The organism is Streptomyces sp. NPDC088116 (assembly GCF_044741745.1).
Taxonomy (GTDB): Bacteria; Actinomycetota; Actinomycetes; order Streptomycetales; family Streptomycetaceae; genus Streptomyces.
This window is the reverse complement of record NZ_JBIUTF010000004.1, coordinates 530,340-548,132: the sequence shown is the minus strand read 5'-3', so window position 1 is coordinate 548,132 and position 17,793 is coordinate 530,340. Positions and strand designations below refer to the sequence as shown.

At 70.9% G+C, this 17,793-nt stretch carries 12 protein-coding genes and 1 pseudogene; 7 read left to right on the top strand and 6 right to left on the bottom strand.

The annotated features are described in order from the left end of the window. Positions 1 to 18 precede the first annotated feature (18 nt). Both treZ and ACIOJD_RS19365 read right to left on the bottom strand, forming a co-directional pair. On the bottom strand, positions 19 to 1,866 hold the full coding sequence (treZ, locus tag ACIOJD_RS19370) for a malto-oligosyltrehalose trehalohydrolase (RefSeq protein ID WP_401914947.1): 1,848 nt from the start codon (positions 1,864 to 1,866) through the stop codon (positions 19 to 21). A gap of 283 nt (positions 1,867 to 2,149) precedes the next feature. Beyond that, positions 2,150 to 3,214, bottom strand: a complete 1,065-nt coding sequence (locus ACIOJD_RS19365; protein WP_401914944.1) for a lytic polysaccharide monooxygenase — start codon at positions 3,212 to 3,214, stop codon at positions 2,150 to 2,152. A gap of 273 nt (positions 3,215 to 3,487) precedes the next feature. Between ACIOJD_RS19365 and ACIOJD_RS19360 the strand changes: the two genes are divergently transcribed. Further along, entirely contained in the window at positions 3,488 to 4,045 is a 558-nt protein-coding gene (locus ACIOJD_RS19360; RefSeq protein ID WP_401914943.1) for a DUF1707 and FHA domain-containing protein, read from the top strand. Between the two features lie 44 nt (positions 4,046 to 4,089). Here ACIOJD_RS19360 and treY read toward each other — a convergent pair whose 3' ends face one another. The 3 genes from treY to glgX all read right to left on the bottom strand — a co-directional run bounded on the left by treY (position 4,090) and on the right by glgX (position 9,634). Further along, entirely contained in the window at positions 4,090 to 6,462 is a 2,373-nt protein-coding gene (gene treY / locus ACIOJD_RS19355; protein ID WP_401914940.1) for a malto-oligosyltrehalose synthase, read from the bottom strand. Between the two features lie 170 nt (positions 6,463 to 6,632). Beyond that, entirely contained in the window at positions 6,633 to 7,412 is a 780-nt protein-coding gene (locus ACIOJD_RS19350) for a GNAT family N-acetyltransferase (RefSeq protein WP_401914938.1), read from the bottom strand. 101 nt (positions 7,413 to 7,513) lie between these two features. Then, positions 7,514 to 9,634 (bottom strand): glycogen debranching protein GlgX, encoded by a 2,121-nt coding sequence (glgX, locus tag ACIOJD_RS19345; RefSeq protein WP_401914935.1) that lies wholly within the window; start codon positions 9,632 to 9,634, stop codon positions 7,514 to 7,516. A 383-nt stretch (positions 9,635 to 10,017) separates the two neighbouring features. Between glgX and ACIOJD_RS19340 the strand changes: the two genes are divergently transcribed. Together ACIOJD_RS19340 and ACIOJD_RS19335 are read left to right on the top strand one after the other, a co-directional pair. Then, the gene (locus tag ACIOJD_RS19340; RefSeq protein ID WP_401914932.1) at positions 10,018 to 11,250 is read left to right on the top strand and encodes an SAV2148 family HEPN domain-containing protein; all 1,233 of its coding nucleotides are present in this window, start codon (positions 10,018 to 10,020) and stop codon (positions 11,248 to 11,250) included. Between the two features lie 146 nt (positions 11,251 to 11,396). Continuing rightward, positions 11,397 to 12,104: a 3'-5' exonuclease gene (locus ACIOJD_RS19335; protein WP_401915546.1), complete on the top strand. Its 708-nt coding sequence runs from the start codon at positions 11,397 to 11,399 to the stop codon at positions 12,102 to 12,104. Positions 12,105 to 12,177: 73 nt separating this feature from the next. Here ACIOJD_RS19335 and ACIOJD_RS19330 read toward each other — a convergent pair whose 3' ends face one another. Then, complete coding sequence (locus ACIOJD_RS19330) at positions 12,178 to 13,041, bottom strand: phosphotransferase enzyme family protein (RefSeq protein WP_401914930.1); 864 nt, start codon at positions 13,039 to 13,041, stop codon at positions 12,178 to 12,180. Between the two features lie 153 nt (positions 13,042 to 13,194). On the opposite strand from ACIOJD_RS19330, the gene ACIOJD_RS19325 reads away from it, so the two are divergent. The 4 genes and pseudogenes from ACIOJD_RS19325 to mgt form a co-directional block, all read left to right on the top strand. Continuing rightward, positions 13,195 to 14,202: a carbohydrate ABC transporter permease gene (locus ACIOJD_RS19325; RefSeq protein ID WP_401914927.1), complete on the top strand. Its 1,008-nt coding sequence runs from the start codon at positions 13,195 to 13,197 to the stop codon at positions 14,200 to 14,202. After that, on the top strand, positions 14,199 to 15,038 hold the full coding sequence (locus tag ACIOJD_RS19320; RefSeq protein WP_401914924.1) for a carbohydrate ABC transporter permease: 840 nt from the start codon (positions 14,199 to 14,201) through the stop codon (positions 15,036 to 15,038). Before ACIOJD_RS19325 ends, ACIOJD_RS19320 begins: the two co-directional genes overlap by 4 nt. Positions 15,039 to 15,073: 35 nt before the next feature. Then, positions 15,074 to 16,363: an ABC transporter substrate-binding protein gene (locus tag ACIOJD_RS19315; RefSeq protein WP_401914922.1), complete on the top strand. Its 1,290-nt coding sequence runs from the start codon at positions 15,074 to 15,076 to the stop codon at positions 16,361 to 16,363. 88 nt (positions 16,364 to 16,451) lie between these two features. Next, positions 16,452 to 17,696: pseudogene (gene mgt, locus ACIOJD_RS19310) on the top strand (macrolide-inactivating glycosyltransferase); the annotation flags it as partial. Positions 17,697 to 17,793: the final 97 nt, after the last annotated feature.

Below are 17,793 nucleotides of genomic sequence, written 5' to 3'. Positions count from 1 at the left end.
GCTGGGGCGGGCCGGCCGTCAGCCCTCGGCCAGTACGGCACAGGACTCCGGCGGCAAGCGCAGCACACCGTCCTCGCCCGGCGGATCGACCCGCTCCCAGGCGGCGAGCACCCGGCTCCCGGGGCTCAGCGGGATCTCCCCGGTCTCCTGGGAGAGATTCACCGCGATCAGCAACTCGCCCCTGCGGTAGGCCAGCCAACGCGCCCTCTCGTCGTACGCCACCGTCACCGCCGACAGATCCGGATCGGAGAGGTCCGCCTGGTCGTGGCGCAGGGCGATCAACTCGCGGTACCAGGCCAGCAGACGTGCCTGCGGCTCCCTCGCGATCTCCGAGCGGTCCAGACAGGAGCGCTCCCGGGTCGCGGGGTCCTGCGGATCGGGGATGTCCTCCTCGGCCCACCCGTGGGCCGCGAACTCCCGGCGCCTGCCCGCCCGTACGGCCTCGGCGAGGACCGGATCGGGGTGGTCGGTGAAGAACTGCCAGGGCGTGGAGGCGCCCCACTCCTCGCCCATGAAGAGCATCGGGGTGTGCGGTCCGGTCAGTACGAGCGCGGCGGCGCAGGCGAGCAGACCGGGGGAGAGGGTGGCCGACAGCCGGTCGCCCAGGGCGCGGTTGCCGATCTGGTCATGGGTCTGGGAGTAGCCGAGGAAACGGTGCGCGGGCGTTCTCGTACGGTCGACGGGGCGGCCGTGCGTCCGGCCCCGGAAGGTCGAATACGTCCCGTCGTGGAAGAAGACGCGGGTGAGGGTCTTGGCGAGCGCGGCGAGCGGTGCGCGGGCGAAGTCGGCGTAGTAGCCCTGGGATTCGCCGGTGAGGGCGGTGTGCAGGGCGTGGTGGAAGTCGTCGTTCCACTGGGCGTGGATCCCGAGGCCGCCCTGCGCGCGGGGTGTGGTGGTGCGCGGGTCACCGAGGTCGGATTCGGCGATCAGGAAGAGCGGCCGGCCCAGATCGGCGGAGAGGGAGTCGACGGCCGTCGACAGTTCTTCGAGGAAGGTCAGCGCGCGGTGGTCGGCGAGGGCGTGTACGGCGTCGAGCCGCAGCCCGTCCAGCCGGAAGTCCCGCAGCCAGGCGAGCGCGCTGCCGAGGAGATACGCGCGCACCTCGTCGGAGCCGGGGGCGTCGAGGTTGACCGCGGCGCCCCAGGGGGTGTGGTGGGTGTCCGTGAAGTACGGGCCGAAGCGTGGCAGGTAGTTGCCGGCCGGGCCGAGATGGTTGTGGACCACGTCGAGGACGACGCCGAGGCCCAGACCGTGCGCGATGTCGACAAAGCGCTTGAGCGCCTCGGGCCCGCCGTAGGGCTCGTGGACCGCCCACAGCGACACCCCCTCGTACCCCCACCCGTGGGTGCCGGGGAACGGGCACACCGGCATCAGTTCGACATGGGTGATCCCCAGCTCGGCCAGCGGGGCGAGCCGCGCCGCCGCCGCGTCGAGGGTGCCCTCGTGGGTGAAGGTGCCGATGTGCAGCTCGTAGAGGACCGCGCCGGGCAGGTCCCGGCCCGGCCACGGGACGCGCCACTCGTACGCGGTCCGGTCGACGACGGCGCTCGTGCCGTCCGGCCCGTCCGGCTGGCGGCGGGAGCGCGGATCGGGGAGTACGGGGCCGCCGTCGAGCGCGAAGCCGTACCGCGTCCCGTCACCGGCGGGCGCCTCGGCGGTCCACCAGCCCGGCCGCTCGGGATCGGGCTCCATGGGCCGGGTGGCGTGCTCGCCGGGGGCCGGCGGCCCGCTGTCGGCCGGGGCGGGCGCCTGCGAGCCGTCCTCCGGGGGGCCGCCTCGCGACGGGTCGCTTTCCGGGGGGCCGCTTTGCGGCAGATGGAGTACGACCTGCTCCCGCGCCTGCGGTGCCCACACCTCGAACTGCACGGGTGGTTCCCCCTTGTCGTCGGCCCTGTCATCCGCACTGTCCCTCCCATGGTGACAAGAGAGGCGGTCGGGGGCCCGGTGATCACGGTGAATCAGCGGATACATCCGCGTGCCGCCGCGCGGCCGGAGGCATGGACCGGCCGGATACGTGGACCTGCCGGACGCAGGGGCCGAGGAGGAGACCCGGCCCGCCGCTCCGGGTGGGGGTGGGAGCGGTGGGCCGGGCCCGGCCCGGCACCCGATGGGGGTGCCGGGATCGGTGGACGGGACGGGTGGACGAGGGTCAGTGGACCGTGCAGGGCGGTGCGGTGGCGGTGTCCGGTGGGCCGCCGGACGCGACATAGCCGAAGGTGGTGGAGGCACCGGCCGCCAGTGAGCCGTTCCAGTCGGTGTTGTGCACCATCACCTGCAGGCCGCTGTACGTGGCGCTGCCGTTCCAGACGCTGTCGACCTTCTGGCCGGCGGGCAGGGCGAAGTCGACCATCCAGCCGAGGATCGGGTTGGCGCCGGTGTTCTTCACCGTGATCTCGGCCTGATAGCCGCCCGACCAGGAGCCGGTGGTCCGACGGGTGGCGGTGCAGGTGGCCGTGGGGTCCGTGGGCGGTTCGGTCGAGTCGCCGGGCTCACCCACACCGGTCACTTCGCCCTTGCCGCCGTCGAAGACCACGTCGGAGCAGCTGTAGAAGGTCTCGTTGCTGTCCGAGCGCTGCCACACCATGTAGATCATGTGGCGGCCGGTCTTGCCGCTGGGCAGCGTGCCCTTCCATTTGTACGCGCCCTCCACAGTGCCGACCTGGCCGGTGACCGAGGGATGGTCGACGGTCAGGAAGGGCTGGTCCTCCAGGTCGTCCCAGCCGAAGGTCGCGGTCGGGTCGAAGCCGTTCTTCGTGACGTACACGTAGAACCAACCAGGGTGCGCGGCCCAGGCGTTGTACGAGAAGTCGAGCGACGCGCCCGAGGTCAGGTGGGTCAGCGGCCAGTCGTTCCTGGCCTTGTTGAAGCCGGAGAACGTGGTGTTGCCGCCGCTGCACAGCTGGCCGTCGGGGATGAAGCCCTCGGTGCGGCCGGCGCCGTCGGAGCGCAGCACGGAGAACCAGTTGTAGAGGGGGGTGGTGCCGCTCTCCGCGACGGCTGCCTTGCAGGCGGGGTTGATGGGTTTGATCTCGCCGGTGCTGCTGAGACCGTCGCGCCAGCACATGAAGGTGCGACTGGCGGGTTGCATGGGCGTTCCGTGGGCGGAGGAGGGTTCACCGCTGGTGAAGACCAGCAGGAGGGCGGGGAGAACGGCCAGCAGGGCGAGGAGTACGGCTCTGTGGGGGTGTAACCACCGCAGTGGGGGGCGTGTCATCGCGCGAGTCCCTTCGGCGTGATCATGACAACCGGGAGATGGGAGCGCTCCCATTTCGGAACGTAGCGCCGCCCGGCGACTCTGTAAACGGCTGCGCCCGGAATTTCCGGCGGGCGCTGCGGAGGCGACCGGAGGGACGGTCGAAAGAGCGGCCGGAGGGTCCCGGCCGGCCGGGCGGGCGGCGACGGCGAGGTGATCCGGGTAGTGCGGTGAACGGGCGGCGACCACGAACCGTCTGGACACCTCAGGGCCGTCCGACGGACAATCAGCTCCGTGACGTCCTTCTTCGAGTTCTCCACGTATCCCGCGCGGCCTTCCGACGCCGAGCGCGACCGTGTCCTCGCGGTACTCAGGGAAGGCGCGGCGCAGGGCAAGCTGTCGCACGACACCTTCTTGCGCCGGATGGATCTGGCGCTGGTCGCCCGCCAGAGCGACGAACTGCAGATGCTCACCGCGGACCTGGAGACCGAAAGCCCTTGGTCGCGGCGGGTGTTCGGGACGGTGGGCCGGATATCGGCGTTCTCGTCACGGCTGCGCAGGGCCTGGCAGTCCGAGCGGCTGCCGAAACTGCTGCTGCCCGAGCCCGGTCCGTACGCGCTGAGGATCGGCCGCGACCCGATGAACGGGCTGCGGCTCAGCCATGACACCGTCTCGCGGGTGCACGCCGAACTGACCACGAAGGGCGGGCAGTGGATCCTGCGCGACCTCGGCTCGACCAACGGCACGACCGTCAACGGGCGGCGGGTGATCGCGACGGTCGTGGTGCGGGACGGCGACATGGTCAGCTTCGGGGAGATGAGCTTCCGGCTCTCCGCACACTCGGCCAAGTAGGACCACCGCCGGTGGCGGATCCAGTCGTACGGGCCGTGCGACCATCAGCCCTGACGGCTGAGCAGCGCCACCGGACGCTCCGCGAACAGCAGGGCCAGGTCCACCGGACCGCCGCCCGCACCGCCCTCGAACTCCCGACCCGGTGACGCCAGCAGATCCGCCCACCGCCCCTCCGGCAGCGTCAGCTCCGTACCCGCCCAGCCGCCCGCCTCCGCCAGCCGCAGCGGCAGCCGGGTGACGGCCGTGATCACCTCGCCCGTGCGGCAGAAGGCCAGGCAGTGTGCGGCGGCCGGTCCCGTCGGGTACAGCGGGGTGTACGTTCCCGACTCGCTGAACACCTTCGGCCGCTCAGCGCGCAGCCGCAGCGCCGCCGTCGTCACCACCGTCTTCTCGTCGGGCGGTCCTGTCCTGAACGGCCGCCGGTTGTCCGGGTCCACCAGCGCGAAATACTCCCGCTCCGTGCCCTGGTAGAGGTCGGGCACCCCCGGCATCGTCAGCTGCACCAGCGCCGCGCCCAGGGCACTGGCCCGTGCGTACGGACCCAGTCCGCGGTTGAACGCCGCGACCGTCCGCCGGCCCGGCCCGGCCGGGCCGGCTGCGACGAAGTCGGCCACCGCCTGCTCGTACAGCGGATCGGCCTCCGTCCAGCTGGTGTGCAGGCCCGCCTCCCGTACGGACTTCAGCAGCGCGGGCACCATCCGCTCTCCGTCGGGAGCACCGCTCTGCCCGCTCTCGCCGTACGGCGTGAAGCCCACCGCCGTCTGCCACGCCTGCCAGGCCAGCTGGGGATCCGGCGCCACCACCCCGGCCACCCGTTCCAGCAACTGGTCCCAGCGCTCCGGGCATTCGGACAGGACGGCGATCGCGGCCCGTACGTCCGCGCTGCGCTTGGTGTCGTGCGTGGTCAGTACGGTGCCGGTGGACGGCCAGTCGCGCGCCAGCCGGGCGCAGTACGTGTGGAACCGCTCCGGACTCACCGCGGGACTTCCCGGATCGCCGCCCACCTCGTTCGCGCTGATCAGCGGCACATAACGGTAGAACGCCGTGTCCTCGACGGACTTGGCGCGCAGCGCGGACGCGGTCTGGGCGAAGCGCGCGCAGAACGCGGTCTGGTCCGGGCCCGTACCGAGCCTGCCGAGCGCCAGCTCCCGCACCACGTCGACGGCCCTGGCCTCCTGCTCCACCGTGAACGCGGCCTTCGCCTGCCGGACCGCCTCCTCGGAGACCGCCGCCTCCGCGGCCTTGGGGCAGGGGCCGCCCGCCGTCGTGTACGGACGGTAGACGGGGACGCGCACCAGCAGTTCCTGGATCGCCGTGCGCAGTGCCCAGGGGGCGTGGTCGCGCAGCGCGGGGTCGGCGGCACAGACGCGCCCCGCCGTACGGACGAGGAAGGCGGTCTCGGCGGCCAGTTCGTGGATGACCACCTTGTACGCGGCCCGGCGAACCGTTCCCTCCCAGTAGCCGCCCCGGTCGCCGACAGGGCCCGTGACATCGCGGTAGCGCGCCTCCAGCGCCGCGGCGCCCGCCGGGTCCGTGAACACCCCGTCGATATGGCGCAGCGCGTCATATCCGGTGGTGCCGGCGACCGGCCAGCCGGCGGGCAGGGGCTCGTCGTCGGCGAGGATCTTCTCCACGACCGTCCAGCAGTCGCCGCCCGTCGCCTCGTTGAGCCGGCGCAGATACTCCTGCGGGTCGGCGAGCCCGTCGGGATGGTCGACGCGCAGCCCCTCGACGACGCCGTCCCGTACCAGCTCGAGGATCTTGGCATGGGTGGCGGCGAAGACCTCCGGGTCCTCGACGCGTACGCCGATCAGCTCGGGGATGGTGAAGAAGCGCCGGTAGTTTAGCTCGGTACGGGCCAGCCGCCACCAGGCGAGCCGGTAGTGCTGGGCGTCGAGCAGCGCCGGAAGCGGAAGGTGCGCAGTACCGGCCGCGAGCGGGAACCGCTGGTCGCCGTGGTGCAGCATGCCGTCCGCGACGCGCAGCGCGCCCAGTTCGTCCCCGAGGGGGGCCGGGAGCACGGGCAGCAGCATCTGGCCGCCGCCCGCCTCCCAGTCGATGTCGAACCAGCGGGCGTACGGCGAGTCGCGACCCTCGCGCAGCACGTCCCACAGCGCCTTGTTGTGCGGGGGCGCCGCGGCCATGTGGTTGGGCACGATGTCGAGGACGAGTCCGAGACCGTACTCACGGGCGGTGCCGGCCAGCCGCCGCAGCGCCTGTTCACCGCCCAGCTCGGCCCGGACGGACGCGTGGTCGACGACGTCGTAGCCGTGCGCCGAACCCGGCACGGCCTCCAGGACCGGCGACAGATGCAGATGCGAGACCCCGAGCGCCGCGAGATACGGCACCACTTTCGCGGCGGCCGAGAAGGTGAAGTCAGGCTGGAGCTGGAGCCGGTACGTCGCGGTGGGCGTCATACGATCGTACGTACCCAGCTCAGTGGCTTCTGCCTCATCGACTCACGCGTACGGGCACGGCGGGCGGGAGGCTCCGGCGCGCTTGTCCGTTTCGCCCCCCCCGCGCTCGCCTCTTCCGGTTCTGAGGGAGCTGTCCCTTCCCGCCTCGGGGACCCTGTTCGCCATCGTCGTCACCGGCACTCGTACACGTACGGCGTTGTCGTGCTCAGCACCGTGAAGCCCAGCCGCTCCAGGATCGGGCGGCTCTCGTCCGACGCGTCCACCTGGAGGTAGCGGTAGCCGCGGGCGGCGGCGATCCGGGCCCGTTGGGCGATCAGGGCGCGGTAGATGCCCCGGCCGCGCCACTGCGCCACCGTGCCTCCGCCCCACAGCCCGGCGAACCGCGCGCCCGGCGGCAGCTCCATCCGGGCCGCGCTCACCGGTCTGCCGTCCGCCATGGCGACGACCGCGCAGACCGTGTCGGGAGCCTGGGACAGCTGGGCCGACAGCCGGTCCCTCAGCCGGGTGCTGTCCGAGCCGAACGCCCGCTCATGAACGTCCGCGACGAGAGCCACGCCCGCCGCGTCGGTCACGGGAAGCAGCCGTACGCCCTCGGGCAGCTCGATGCCGGTCGGCAGACCGGTGGTCTCCGCGACCATCAGCGCCTCGGAGGGCTCGGGCGCGAACCCGGCCGCCGAGAGCCGCGCCGCCAGGTCGTCGGGGCGGTCGTGCGCGTACAGCTTCCACTCGAAGCCATGTCCGAGCGAGGCGAAATACTCGACCTGCGCGGCGATTTCCGACGCCGCCGTGCCGTCGTCCAGGTCCGACCAGAGCACGCCGTTCCAGTCGTGGGCTGCGCCGACCTGGCGTACGACGGCACCGGCCCGTTCGACCCGGGCACCGGAGCCGTCGTCCCGCGCGTCCCGTCGCATCTCCCGGTCGAACAGCGCCAGTACCGCGTCATGATCCATCCGGTCACTGGACCACCGGCGAGGCGGCGTGGCAACCGGATTTCCCGGCCCCTGCCCCCGCGCCGCATTCCAGGGTTCGCCACCCCGCCGTACCAAATCGTCTACGCCGGACGCATCAGCACCGTCATACTGCGACCGATCATCTTGAGCCGCTCACCCGCGTCGACCTTCTCCCCCTGTCCCCGTACCACTCCCTCCGGGCGGGCCGTGTCCACCATGACCTGCCATTCCCGGCCGTGATTCACCGGCACCACGAACTCCAGCTCCTCGGCGCTCGCGTTGAACATCAGCAGGAACGAGTCGTCCGAGATCCGCTCACCGCGCGGCCCCGGTTCCGAGATGGCACCACCGTTCAGGAAGACCGTCATGGCCTTGGCGTGCGCCGCCTGCCAGTCCTGCTGGGTCATCTCGTCGCCCTCCGGCGTGAACCACGAGATGTCCGACAGGTCGTCGTGTGTGCCCTCCACCGGACGGCCGTGGAAGAAGCGCCTGCGCCGGAACACCGGATGGTCGCGCCGCAGCCACACCATCGACTGGGTGAAGGCCAGCATGCCCTTGTCGGTCTCCGCGCCCGGCTCGGGCCAGTGGACCCAGGAGACCTCGCTGTCCTGGCAGTACCCGTTGTTGTTGCCGCCCTGCGTACGGGAGAACTCGTCGCCGTGGCTGAGCATCGGCACCCCCTGCGACAGCATCAGCGTCGCGATGAAGTTCCGCATCTGGCGGTTGCGCAACTCGATGATCTCGGGATCGTCGCTCTCGCCCTCCACTCCGCAGTTCCAGGACCGGTTGTGGCTCTCGCCGTCCCGGTTGCCCTCGGCGTTGGCCTCGTTGTGCTTCTCGTTGTACGAGACCAGGTCGTGCAGGGTGAAGCCGTCGTGGCAGGTGGTGAAGTTGATGGAGGCCAGCGGCCGGCGCCCGTCGTCCTGGTACAGGTCGGACGAGCCCGTGAGCCGGGACGCGAACTCCGCCAGCGTCCTCGGTTCGCCCCGCCACAGGTCCCGTACGGTGTCGCGGTATTTGCCGTTCCACTCGGTCCACAGCGGCGGGAAGTTCCCCACCTGATAGCCGCCCTCGCCCACGTCCCAGGGCTCGGCGATCAGCTTCACCTGGCTGACCACCGGGTCCTGCTGCACCAGGTCGAAGAACGACGACAGCCGGTCCACCTCGTGGAACTGGCGGGCCAGCGTCGCCGCGAGGTCGAAGCGGAAGCCGTCGACATGCATCTCGGTCACCCAGTAGCGCAGCGAGTCCATGATCAGCTGGAGCACGTGCGGGCTGCGCATGAGCAGCGAGTTCCCGGTCCCCGTGGTGTCCGTGTAGTACCGCGGGTTCTCGCCGAGCCGGTAGTACTGCGTGTTGTCGAGGCCCCGGAAGGAGAGGGTCGGGCCGAGATGGTTGCCCTCGGCCGTGTGGTTGTAGACGACGTCGAGGATGACCTCGATCCCGGCCTGGTGCAGCGCCCGTACGGCCTGTTTGAACTCCAGGACCTGCTCGCCCCGGTCGCCCCAGGACGCGTAGGTGTTGTGCGGGGCGAAGAAGCCGATCGTGTTGTAGCCCCAGTAATTACTGAGGCCGGCGTCCACCAGCCGGTGGTCGTTGACGAACTGGTGCACCGGCATCAGCTCCAGCGCGGTGACGCCCAGCTCCGTCAGATGCTCGATCACGGCGGGATGCGCGAGCCCGGCGTACGTGCCGCGCAGCTCCTCGGGGAGGGCCGGATGGAGCATCGTCAGGCCCTTCACATGGGCTTCGTAGAGCACCGTACGGTGATAGTCCGTACGCGGTAGACGATCGTCCCCCCAGTCGAAGTACGGATTGACGACGACCGAGGTCATCGTGTGCGGTGCGGAGTCCATGTCATTGCGGGAGTCCGGCCTGCCGAAGTGGTAGCCGTAGACCGACTCACCCCATTCGATTCTGCCGCTGATCGCACGTGCGTACGGATCGAGTAGCAGTTTGGCGGAGTTGCAGCGCTGCCCCCGCTCCGGTTCGTACGGTCCATGGGCGCGGAAGCCATAGCGCTGACCAGGCATGATGCCCGGCAGATAGGCATGTCGTACGAAGGCGTCCGTCTCGCGCAGCTCCACCGCCGTTTCTGAACCGTCGTCGTGCAGCAGGCACAACTCGATTCGGTGGGCGGCCTCTGAGTAGACCGCGAAGTTGGTCCCGGCGCCGTCGTACGTGGCACCGAGGGGATACGTCTGTCCCGGCCAGACCTGCATAGATATGACTCTTCCACTTCTGATCCGGGTGCTGCGGGGCTCTTGGGCCAGATCTTCCCCGAAAGAAGGGCAACCACCTAGGAACCCGATGGGTTCTTGCCGCTTCTTGTCCGGGGCGGCTCGCCGGCACCGGGGTCAACTTCGCGTTCCGGGCCGTCGCCCGGGTGGTGGGCTCGGGGCGGAGGTCCCGAAAGAGCGCGGAGACCCGGCGCGTACCAGGCGTAATCACTATGAATCAACTCACTCCGGTTGAACTCGGCGCCGAGAACAAGCCCCCTCGGCAAGGGAGTTGAGAAAGAAGCCGGTGCATCAGGCTGCACCGCCTCCGCTCGGCGGAGTACCCTTCCTTGATCGTTGAAGGGGTGGGAGAAGGCGGTGCGCGAGTGAGCTCGGGAGGGCTGGAGTTGCCCCCTGGTGACGCAGGTCATGCGGGGGACTCCGGCGATATTCCGCCCGGAGCGGTCTCGCTCGCGCGACCGATGGAGATCGGGGCGGAGCTGGACTGGGGCGCCGACGCCTGGAGCGAAGTCCGTACGCGCGCGCAGCGGGCCGGACGGGCCTATATCTGGCTGAATCTGGTGGAGCAGCGGCTGCGCGCGGTCGTCGCCGCGGTGCTCCAGCCCATCTACGAACCCGTGCACGGCGAGGAATGGGTGGTCGCCGCCGCCGGGCCCGCCGGGCAGGAATGGGTGCAGCGCGCCGTCGCCGTACGGGAGGTGTCGCGCCGCAAGGGCTATCTCCTCGACCCGGCCGACGACAACGTCCTGAGCTTCCTCACCCTCCCGCAGCTGCGGGAGCTGATGGTCCAGCACTGGCCCTGCTTCGAACCCTATTTCGACGACCGTCGCGATGTGGAACTGGCGCTGGACGAGCTGGAGGTCGCGCGCAATGTCGTCTCCCGCAACCGCGCGCTCTCCGAGACGGTCCTCGCCCAGGCGGAACGGGCCTCGGCCCGGCTGCTGGAGATCCTGGGCGGCGGCAGCGGGGTGCCGTCCGGGTCGCGGCTGCGAGTGGACGCGGTGGAGGACCTGGTCGGCGACCGGTACGCGGATGTGGTCTCCGTCCACCCCGACCGGGTCCGGCTGCAACGGCAGATCCCGGCCGAGGACCTCTTCGGCGGGGCCCGGCGCGTCGACGCGATCGGCATCGGACTGAATCTGCTCGTCCAGAACTTCTCGGGACGGCGGCTGATCCGGCTGGCCGAATCGGGCTGCCGGATACGCCTGATCTTCCTCAACCCGGCGAGCAGCGCGGTCAAACGCCGTGAACGCGAGCTGGGACTCAAGAAGGGCGAGCTGAGCCGCTCGGTGGAGATGAACATCCTCCACATGCGCCGGGTGCGCTCGCGACTGCGCGATCCGGGCGCCTTCGAGATCCATGTGTTCGACGAGACTCCGCGCTTCACCGCGTACCTCGTGGACGGGGACGGCTCCGACGGCCTGGCCGTCGTCCAGTCGTATCTGCGCCGGGCCCGGGGCATGGAGGCGCCGGTGCTGGTGCTGCGGGGCGGCGGGCGCGGGGTGGTGCGCTCCGGGCAGGAACCGGAGCACGGGCTCTTCCAGACCTACCGTGAGGAGTTCGAGTCGGTCTGGACGGACTCCCGGCCGGTCTCCTGACCCGTAATCGGCGGCCGGCCCCGGGACGTGGCGTCGCGGGCGCGAGCGGCGTTGTCAGTGGCGCGTGGCAGGGTGAATGTCCAACGGGGGAAGCACCGCCGTACCACGACGGGGGAAGCGCCACCGAACCATGAGGGAGGGGCATGATGACTTGGCACGGTGAACCGCTGGCCGGATTCGACCTGGAGACGACCGGCACGGAGCCGCTGGAGGCGCGGATCGTGACCGCCGCGGTGGTCGAGGTCCGGGGCGGCGAGGTGATACGGCAGCAGACCTGGCTCGCCGACCCGGGCATCCGGATCCCCGCCCAGGCGTCCGCGGTCCACGGCATCAGCAGCGAGCGGGCGGCGGCGGAGGGGCGCCCGGCCCGTGACGTGGTCGCCGAGATCGCGCAAGTCCTCTCCGGATACTGGGCGCGTGGGGTGCCCGTCGTGGTGTACAACGCGCCGTTCGATCTGACGCTGCTCTCCGCGGAGCTGCGCAGGCACGGCTTGCCGCCGCTCGAATCGGTCGGGCCGGTGATCGACCCCTACACCATCGACCGCGCCGTCGACCGCTACCGCCGCGGCAAGCGCACGCTGGAAGCGGTCTGCGCGGAGTACGGCGTGGTGCTCGACACGGCGCACGACGCGGGGGCGGACGCCCTGGCGGCCGTCCGGGTGGGGGCCGCGATAGCCGAGCGCCATGCCTCGGTGGCGGCGCTGGCCCCGGCCGAGCTGCATGAGCGTCAGGTCGACTGGTACGCGGACTGGGCGGCGGACTTCCAGGAGTTCCTGCGGAAGAAGGGCAACGCGGACGCGGTGATCGACGCGGGGTGGCCGCTGCGCGAGCCGGTGCCGTCCAGCGTGCGGTAGGACGCCCGAGAGCCATTCAGCCGTAGAGCCGCGCCCGCGCCGCCGGGCGGGACGGTCCTCCGGTCAGGTCCGGTCAGAAGGGGTACCAGCGGACCTCGGCGTCGTCGTTCCGCAGCGAGGCGACCCTGCGGCGGAACTCGTCGAGGGCCTTGGGGTTGGCCGGGGCGTGCTGGGCCACCCAGGCGCAGCTCGCCGTTTCGCGGGCGCCCCGCAGGACCGGGCAGCCGGGCCACTCGCGTACGTCCCAGCCGTAGGTCGCGGTGAAGGTGTCGTACGCCTCGGCGGGCAGGCCGTACCGGTCGCGGGAGAGGGCCATCACCACCAGGTCGTGTTCGCGGAAGTCCGAGGAGAAGGTCTCCAGGTCGACCAGGACGGGGCCGTCCGGGCCGACATGGACGTTGCGCGGCAGCGCGTCGCCATGGATCGGGCCCGGGGGCAGGTGCGGGACGAGCGTGGCCGAGGCCTCGGCGAAGCTGTCCCTGCGACCGCGCAGGTAGTCGGCGTCGGCCGGGTCGATCGCGTCGCCCGCGATCCGCAGCCAGCGCTCGACCCCGCCGAGCAACTCGCGACGCGGGAGGGGGAACGAGGGGGTGGGCAGTGCGTGTACGAGACGGAGCAGGGACGCCAGATCGCCGGCCGCGGCCGGCCGGGTGGCCTTCGGCAGCCGGTGCCAGAGCGACACGGGGTGGCCGTCCACCGACCGTGCCTCGGGCTCCGCGGCCCGTACGGCCGGAATGCCGCACTCCGCGAGCCAGGAGGCGAGGGCGACCTCGTGCCGCGCGCGGGCCAGCAGTTCGGGATGGGCGGTCGCGTCCCGGCCGATCTTGACGACCAGTTCGCCCGCCTCGAAGACCGCGTTCTCCCCCAGGGCCAGCAGCTCCGCGTCGTACGGCAGGCCCGCCCCGGCCAGAATCTCCCGCGCCCGCGCCTCGTCCATCGATGGCTCTCACTTACGTCCGGTGGTTGCACTCAACCGCCAAAGTCTCGCACCCCCGCACGCCCGCTTGACGAACCGAGGGGGCGTCAGCACGATGACGAAGGCCGCCGGGGCGGCCTTCACCAGGACAAGCCGCCCGAAGGAGTCGAATCCGTGACATCGGCGACCGAGACGGAGCGGCCCGGCGAAGAACCGCCCGACGGCGAGCGGTCCGGGCCGGGACGGTCCGGTGCCCGGCGTCCGGGCACGGGGCGCTCGGGGAAAGCCTCCGGGAGAGCGCGGCCCGGACGGGCCATGGACCACGGCGCGTGGTTCCTGGTGCTGCCCGCGCTGATCCCGATCCTGGTGCTCAGTGTCGGCCCGCTGCTCTACGGCATCCTGCTGGCCTTCACCGACGCGCAGTCGGGCCGTACCGACCCGACCCGGTGGATCGGGACGCTGAACTTCCAGGATCTGGCCCACGACACGCTCTTCTGGGACTCGTTCGGGATCGGCCTGCTGTGGGCGGTCGGGGTGACCGTGCCGCAGTTCGTGCTCGCGCTCGGTCTCGCCCTGCTGCTCAACGAGAACCTCCGGTTCCGCTGGGTGGCCCGCGCCCTCGCGATCATCCCCTGGGCCATGCCCGAGGTGGTCGTCGGCATCATGTGGCGGCTCGTCTACAACGCCGACGCCGGAATCCTCAACGAGACGATCCGCGATCTGGGCCTCGGGGAAGGACGGGACTGGCTCACCGGACTGGCCACCGCCCTGCCCGCGGTGATCGTCGTCGGTGTCTGGGCCGGGATGCCGCAGACCACCGTCGCCCTGCTGGCCGGACTCCAGAACACCCCGCAGGAACTGCACGAGGCCGCCGCGCTCGACGGCGCAGGCGCCTGGCGCCGGTTCCGTACGGTCACCTGGCCCGCGCTCAGACCGGTCGCGCTGGCCATCACGGCGCTCAACTTCATCTGGAGCTTCAACTCCTTCGCCCTGGTCTATGTGCTGACCAACGGCGGGCCCGGCGGCCGTACCCGCCTGCCCATGCTCTTCGCATACGAAGAGGCCTTCCGCTACGGCCAGTTCGGCTACGCCGCCGCCATGGGCTGCGTCATGGTGGCGGTGGTCTCGGTGCTCCTCGCGCTCCATCTCGTCGGGCGGCTCGGGGAAGGGGCCGAGCGATGAGCCTTCGCACCGGGCGGCCTGCGCGCGCCGGACAGTATGCCGCGCTCCTGTGCTACCTCGTCTTTCTCGCCGTCCCGTTCCTCTGGCTGATCTCCACGGCCTTCAAACCGGCCCAGGAGCTGGGCAGCCTCCACCCCACCTGGATCCCGGACCACCCGACGCTCGGCAATTTCCGGCAGGCTTTCGACGAACAGCCGCTGCTGCACGCCGCGGGCAACAGCCTGCTGGTCGCCCTCTCCACCGCCCTGATCGCCGTCGTCATCGCGACCCCCATGGCCTATGTGATGGCCCGCCGGCGCGGCAGACTCGCGGCGGCGGCCACCGGCTGGGTGGTGGTCAGCCAGGCGTTCCCGTTCGTGCTGGTGATCATTCCGCTCTTCCTGGTCCTCAAGAACCTCCATCTGATCAACACCCTCGCCGGGCTGGTCATGGTGTACGTCGTGTGGGCGCTGCCGTTCGCGCTCTGGATGCTGACCGGGTATGTACGGGCCCTGCCGGCCGAGTTGGAGGAGGCCGCGGCGGTGGACGGCGCGGGCCGCCTCCGTACGCTCGTCTCGGTCACCGCCCCGCTGCTGGCCCCCGGCATCGTGGCCACGGCGCTCTTCGCGTTCATCACCGCGTGGAACGAGTTCTTCTTCGCGCTCGTCCTGCTCAAGACTCCGGAGAAACAGACCTTGCCGGTCGTCCTCACTCACTTCCTGGGGGCGGAGGGCGTCGCCGATCTCGGGCCGCTCGCCGCCGCCGCGTTCCTCGCGACGCTGCCCTCGCTCGTCGTCTTCGCGCTCATCCAGCGCCGGATCACGGGCGGAATGCTGGCCGGGGCGGTGAAGAGCTGATGCGGACACCGCCGACACGCTCCCGTCTCGCGGCCATGGCCGCCACTGTTGTCGCCCTCGTCCTCGCCCTGCTCCTCGGTGGCTGCTCCGTCGGTGGCGGCGAATCCCCGCCCGGCCGGATCACGCTGCGCTTCCAGTCCCTGGCCTGGCAGGACGAGTCGGTGCGGATCAACAAGGAACTGGTGGAGGAGTGGAACGCGTCGCATCCGGACGTCCGGGTCGAGTACGTCCAGGGCAGCTGGGACAGCGTCCACGACCAGCTGCTCACCTCGTTCGAGGGCGGTGAGGCGCCGGACATCATCCACGACGCCTCCGACGACCTCGCGGACTTCGCGTACGGCGGCCGTCTCGCCGACCTGAGCGGCTTGCTGCCGGACCGGCTCAAGCGGGACATCCCACAGAGCAGTTGGGAGACGGCGACCTTCGGGGACGGTGTCTACGGTGTGCCGTTCCTCCAGGAACCGCGCGTCCTGATCGCCAACAAGAAGATCCTGGAGGCCGCGGAGGTGCGGATCCCGACCGCCCGGAATCCCTGGAGCTGGCCCGAGTTCCGGCTGATCGCCAAGCGGCTGACCGAGCGGATGGGCAGCGGGAGGTACAGCGTCGCCTGGCCGCTCAAGGACCCGGTCTCGGCCACGCTCAATCTGGGCCTGTCGACCGGCGGGCAGCTCTTCCACCGGGGCGCGGACGGGAAGGTGACGATCCGCTTCACCGACGACGACGCGGTCGTCCCCGGCACCATCCATGATCAGGTCGCCACCGACCGGAGCGCGTCGGGCGCCACCCTCGGCATGGGCGGTTCCGACACACTGCCCGGCCTGTTCGGCGGCAAGTACGCGATGGTCCCGCTGGGCTTCTCGTACCGGCAGCAGATCATCCAGCAGGCACCGAAGGGCTTCGAGTGGACCGTACTGCCGGCTCCGGCGGGTGGTACGGACGGCCTGGCGCAGGGGGTGAGTCCGCAGACCCTCTCCATCGCCCAGGACAGCCCGCACAAGAGGGAGGCGGTGAGGTTCATCGACTTCCTGCTCCAGCCGGACAACATGGTGCGACTGGCGAAGGGCGACTGGATGCTGCCGACGGGTACGGAGGCGATCGAGGACCCGTCCCTGCGCGTCGCGAAGGACGGCTGGGCGACGGGCGCCGCGCTCGCCCGTGAGCTGCGTCCGGCCCCCGCCCAGTCGGTGCGCGGCTATCCGGAATGGAAGGACAAGGTGGCGACGCCGGCGCTCCAGGAGTACTACAGCGGGGCGATCGACCGTGCCGAGCTGGAGAAACGCCTGGTCGAGGACGGGAACAGGGTGCTGGCCCGCTACCAGCGCTGACGGGCCCGGGGCGTACGCGAGAAGGGTCCGGGAGAGGACCGGCAGAGGAAACGGAGGGGGAGACGGAAGGGGAGGAGCCGACGGCCCAATTGCTTTGCACACGGCGTTTCGTCTCGCCTACGGTCTGGGCGTGACCGTATCGAAGCGTGCCCATATCGCCATGTTCTCCATCGCCGCCCACGGCCATGTGAATCCGAGTCTGGAAGTGATCCGGGAACTGGTCGCCCGGGGGCACCGCGTCAGTTACGCGATCCCCGCCCTCTTCGCGGAGAAGATCGCGGCCACCGGTGCCGAGCCGGTGATCTACACCTCGGTCCTGCCGACCCCCGAGGACGGCGCCGAGGCCTGGGGCACGGAGCTGATCGACAATCTGCGTCCGTTCCTCGACGACGCGATCCAGGCGCTGCCCCAACTGGCCGACACGTTCGAGGACGACCGCCCCGACCTGGTCCTCGGTGACACGACGTCCTATCCGGCGCCTGTCCTCGCGCACCGCTGGGGAGTCCCGTTCATCCAGTTCTCGACGCACATGGTCGCCTGGAAGGGGTACATGGAGGAGGTCGCCGAGCCCATGCTCGCCGAGCTCAGGGCATCCGAGCGCGGCAGGGCGTACCGCGCGCGCTTCGCGAGCTGGCTCGAAGAACACGACATGGGCCATACCGACCTGGACATGCTGGCCGCCGAGCCCGGCCGCTCCATCGTGCTGATCCCCAAGGCGCTCCAGTACAAGGCCGATTGCGTGGACGAGTCCGTGTTCACCTTCGTCGGCGCCTGCCAGGGCGACCGTACGGAGCAGGGGGAGTGGCGGCGGCCCGCGGGGGCGGAGAAGGTGCTGCTGGTCTCGCTCGGTTCGGCGTTCACCAAGCAGCCCGGCTTCTACCGTGAGTGCGTCAAGGCGTTCCGGGACCTGCCCGACTGGCATGTGGTGCTCCAGATCGGCAAGCACGTCGAGGAGTCGGAGCTGGGTGAGATCCCGGCGAACTTCGAGGTGCGGAACTGGGTGCCGCAGCTCGCCGTCCTCAAGCAGGCCGACGTCTTCGTCACGCACGCGGGCGCCGGCGGCAGCCAGGAGGGCCTCGCGACGGCGACCCCGATGGTCGCCGTACCGCAGGCGGTCGACCAGTTCGGCAACGCCGACGTGCTCGTCTCCCTGGGGGTGGCCCGTCGGCTCGACACGGCGCAGGCGACCGCAGAGGCGTTGCGTGAGGCCGTCCTGGCGCTGGACTCGGATCCCGAAGTGGCCGGCAAACTCGCCGAGATCCAGCGCGCGATGGCGACGGAGGGCGGCACGCGGCGGGCGGCGGACCTGATCGAGGCGGAGCTGCCCCGGGCGGACCCGGCCACGACGGACGAGGCGGACCCGGCCGGGACGGGCCTGGGCGGGACGGAGCAGCCCGGAAGCGCGGTCTGACGCCCCGGGATCGGGGTCG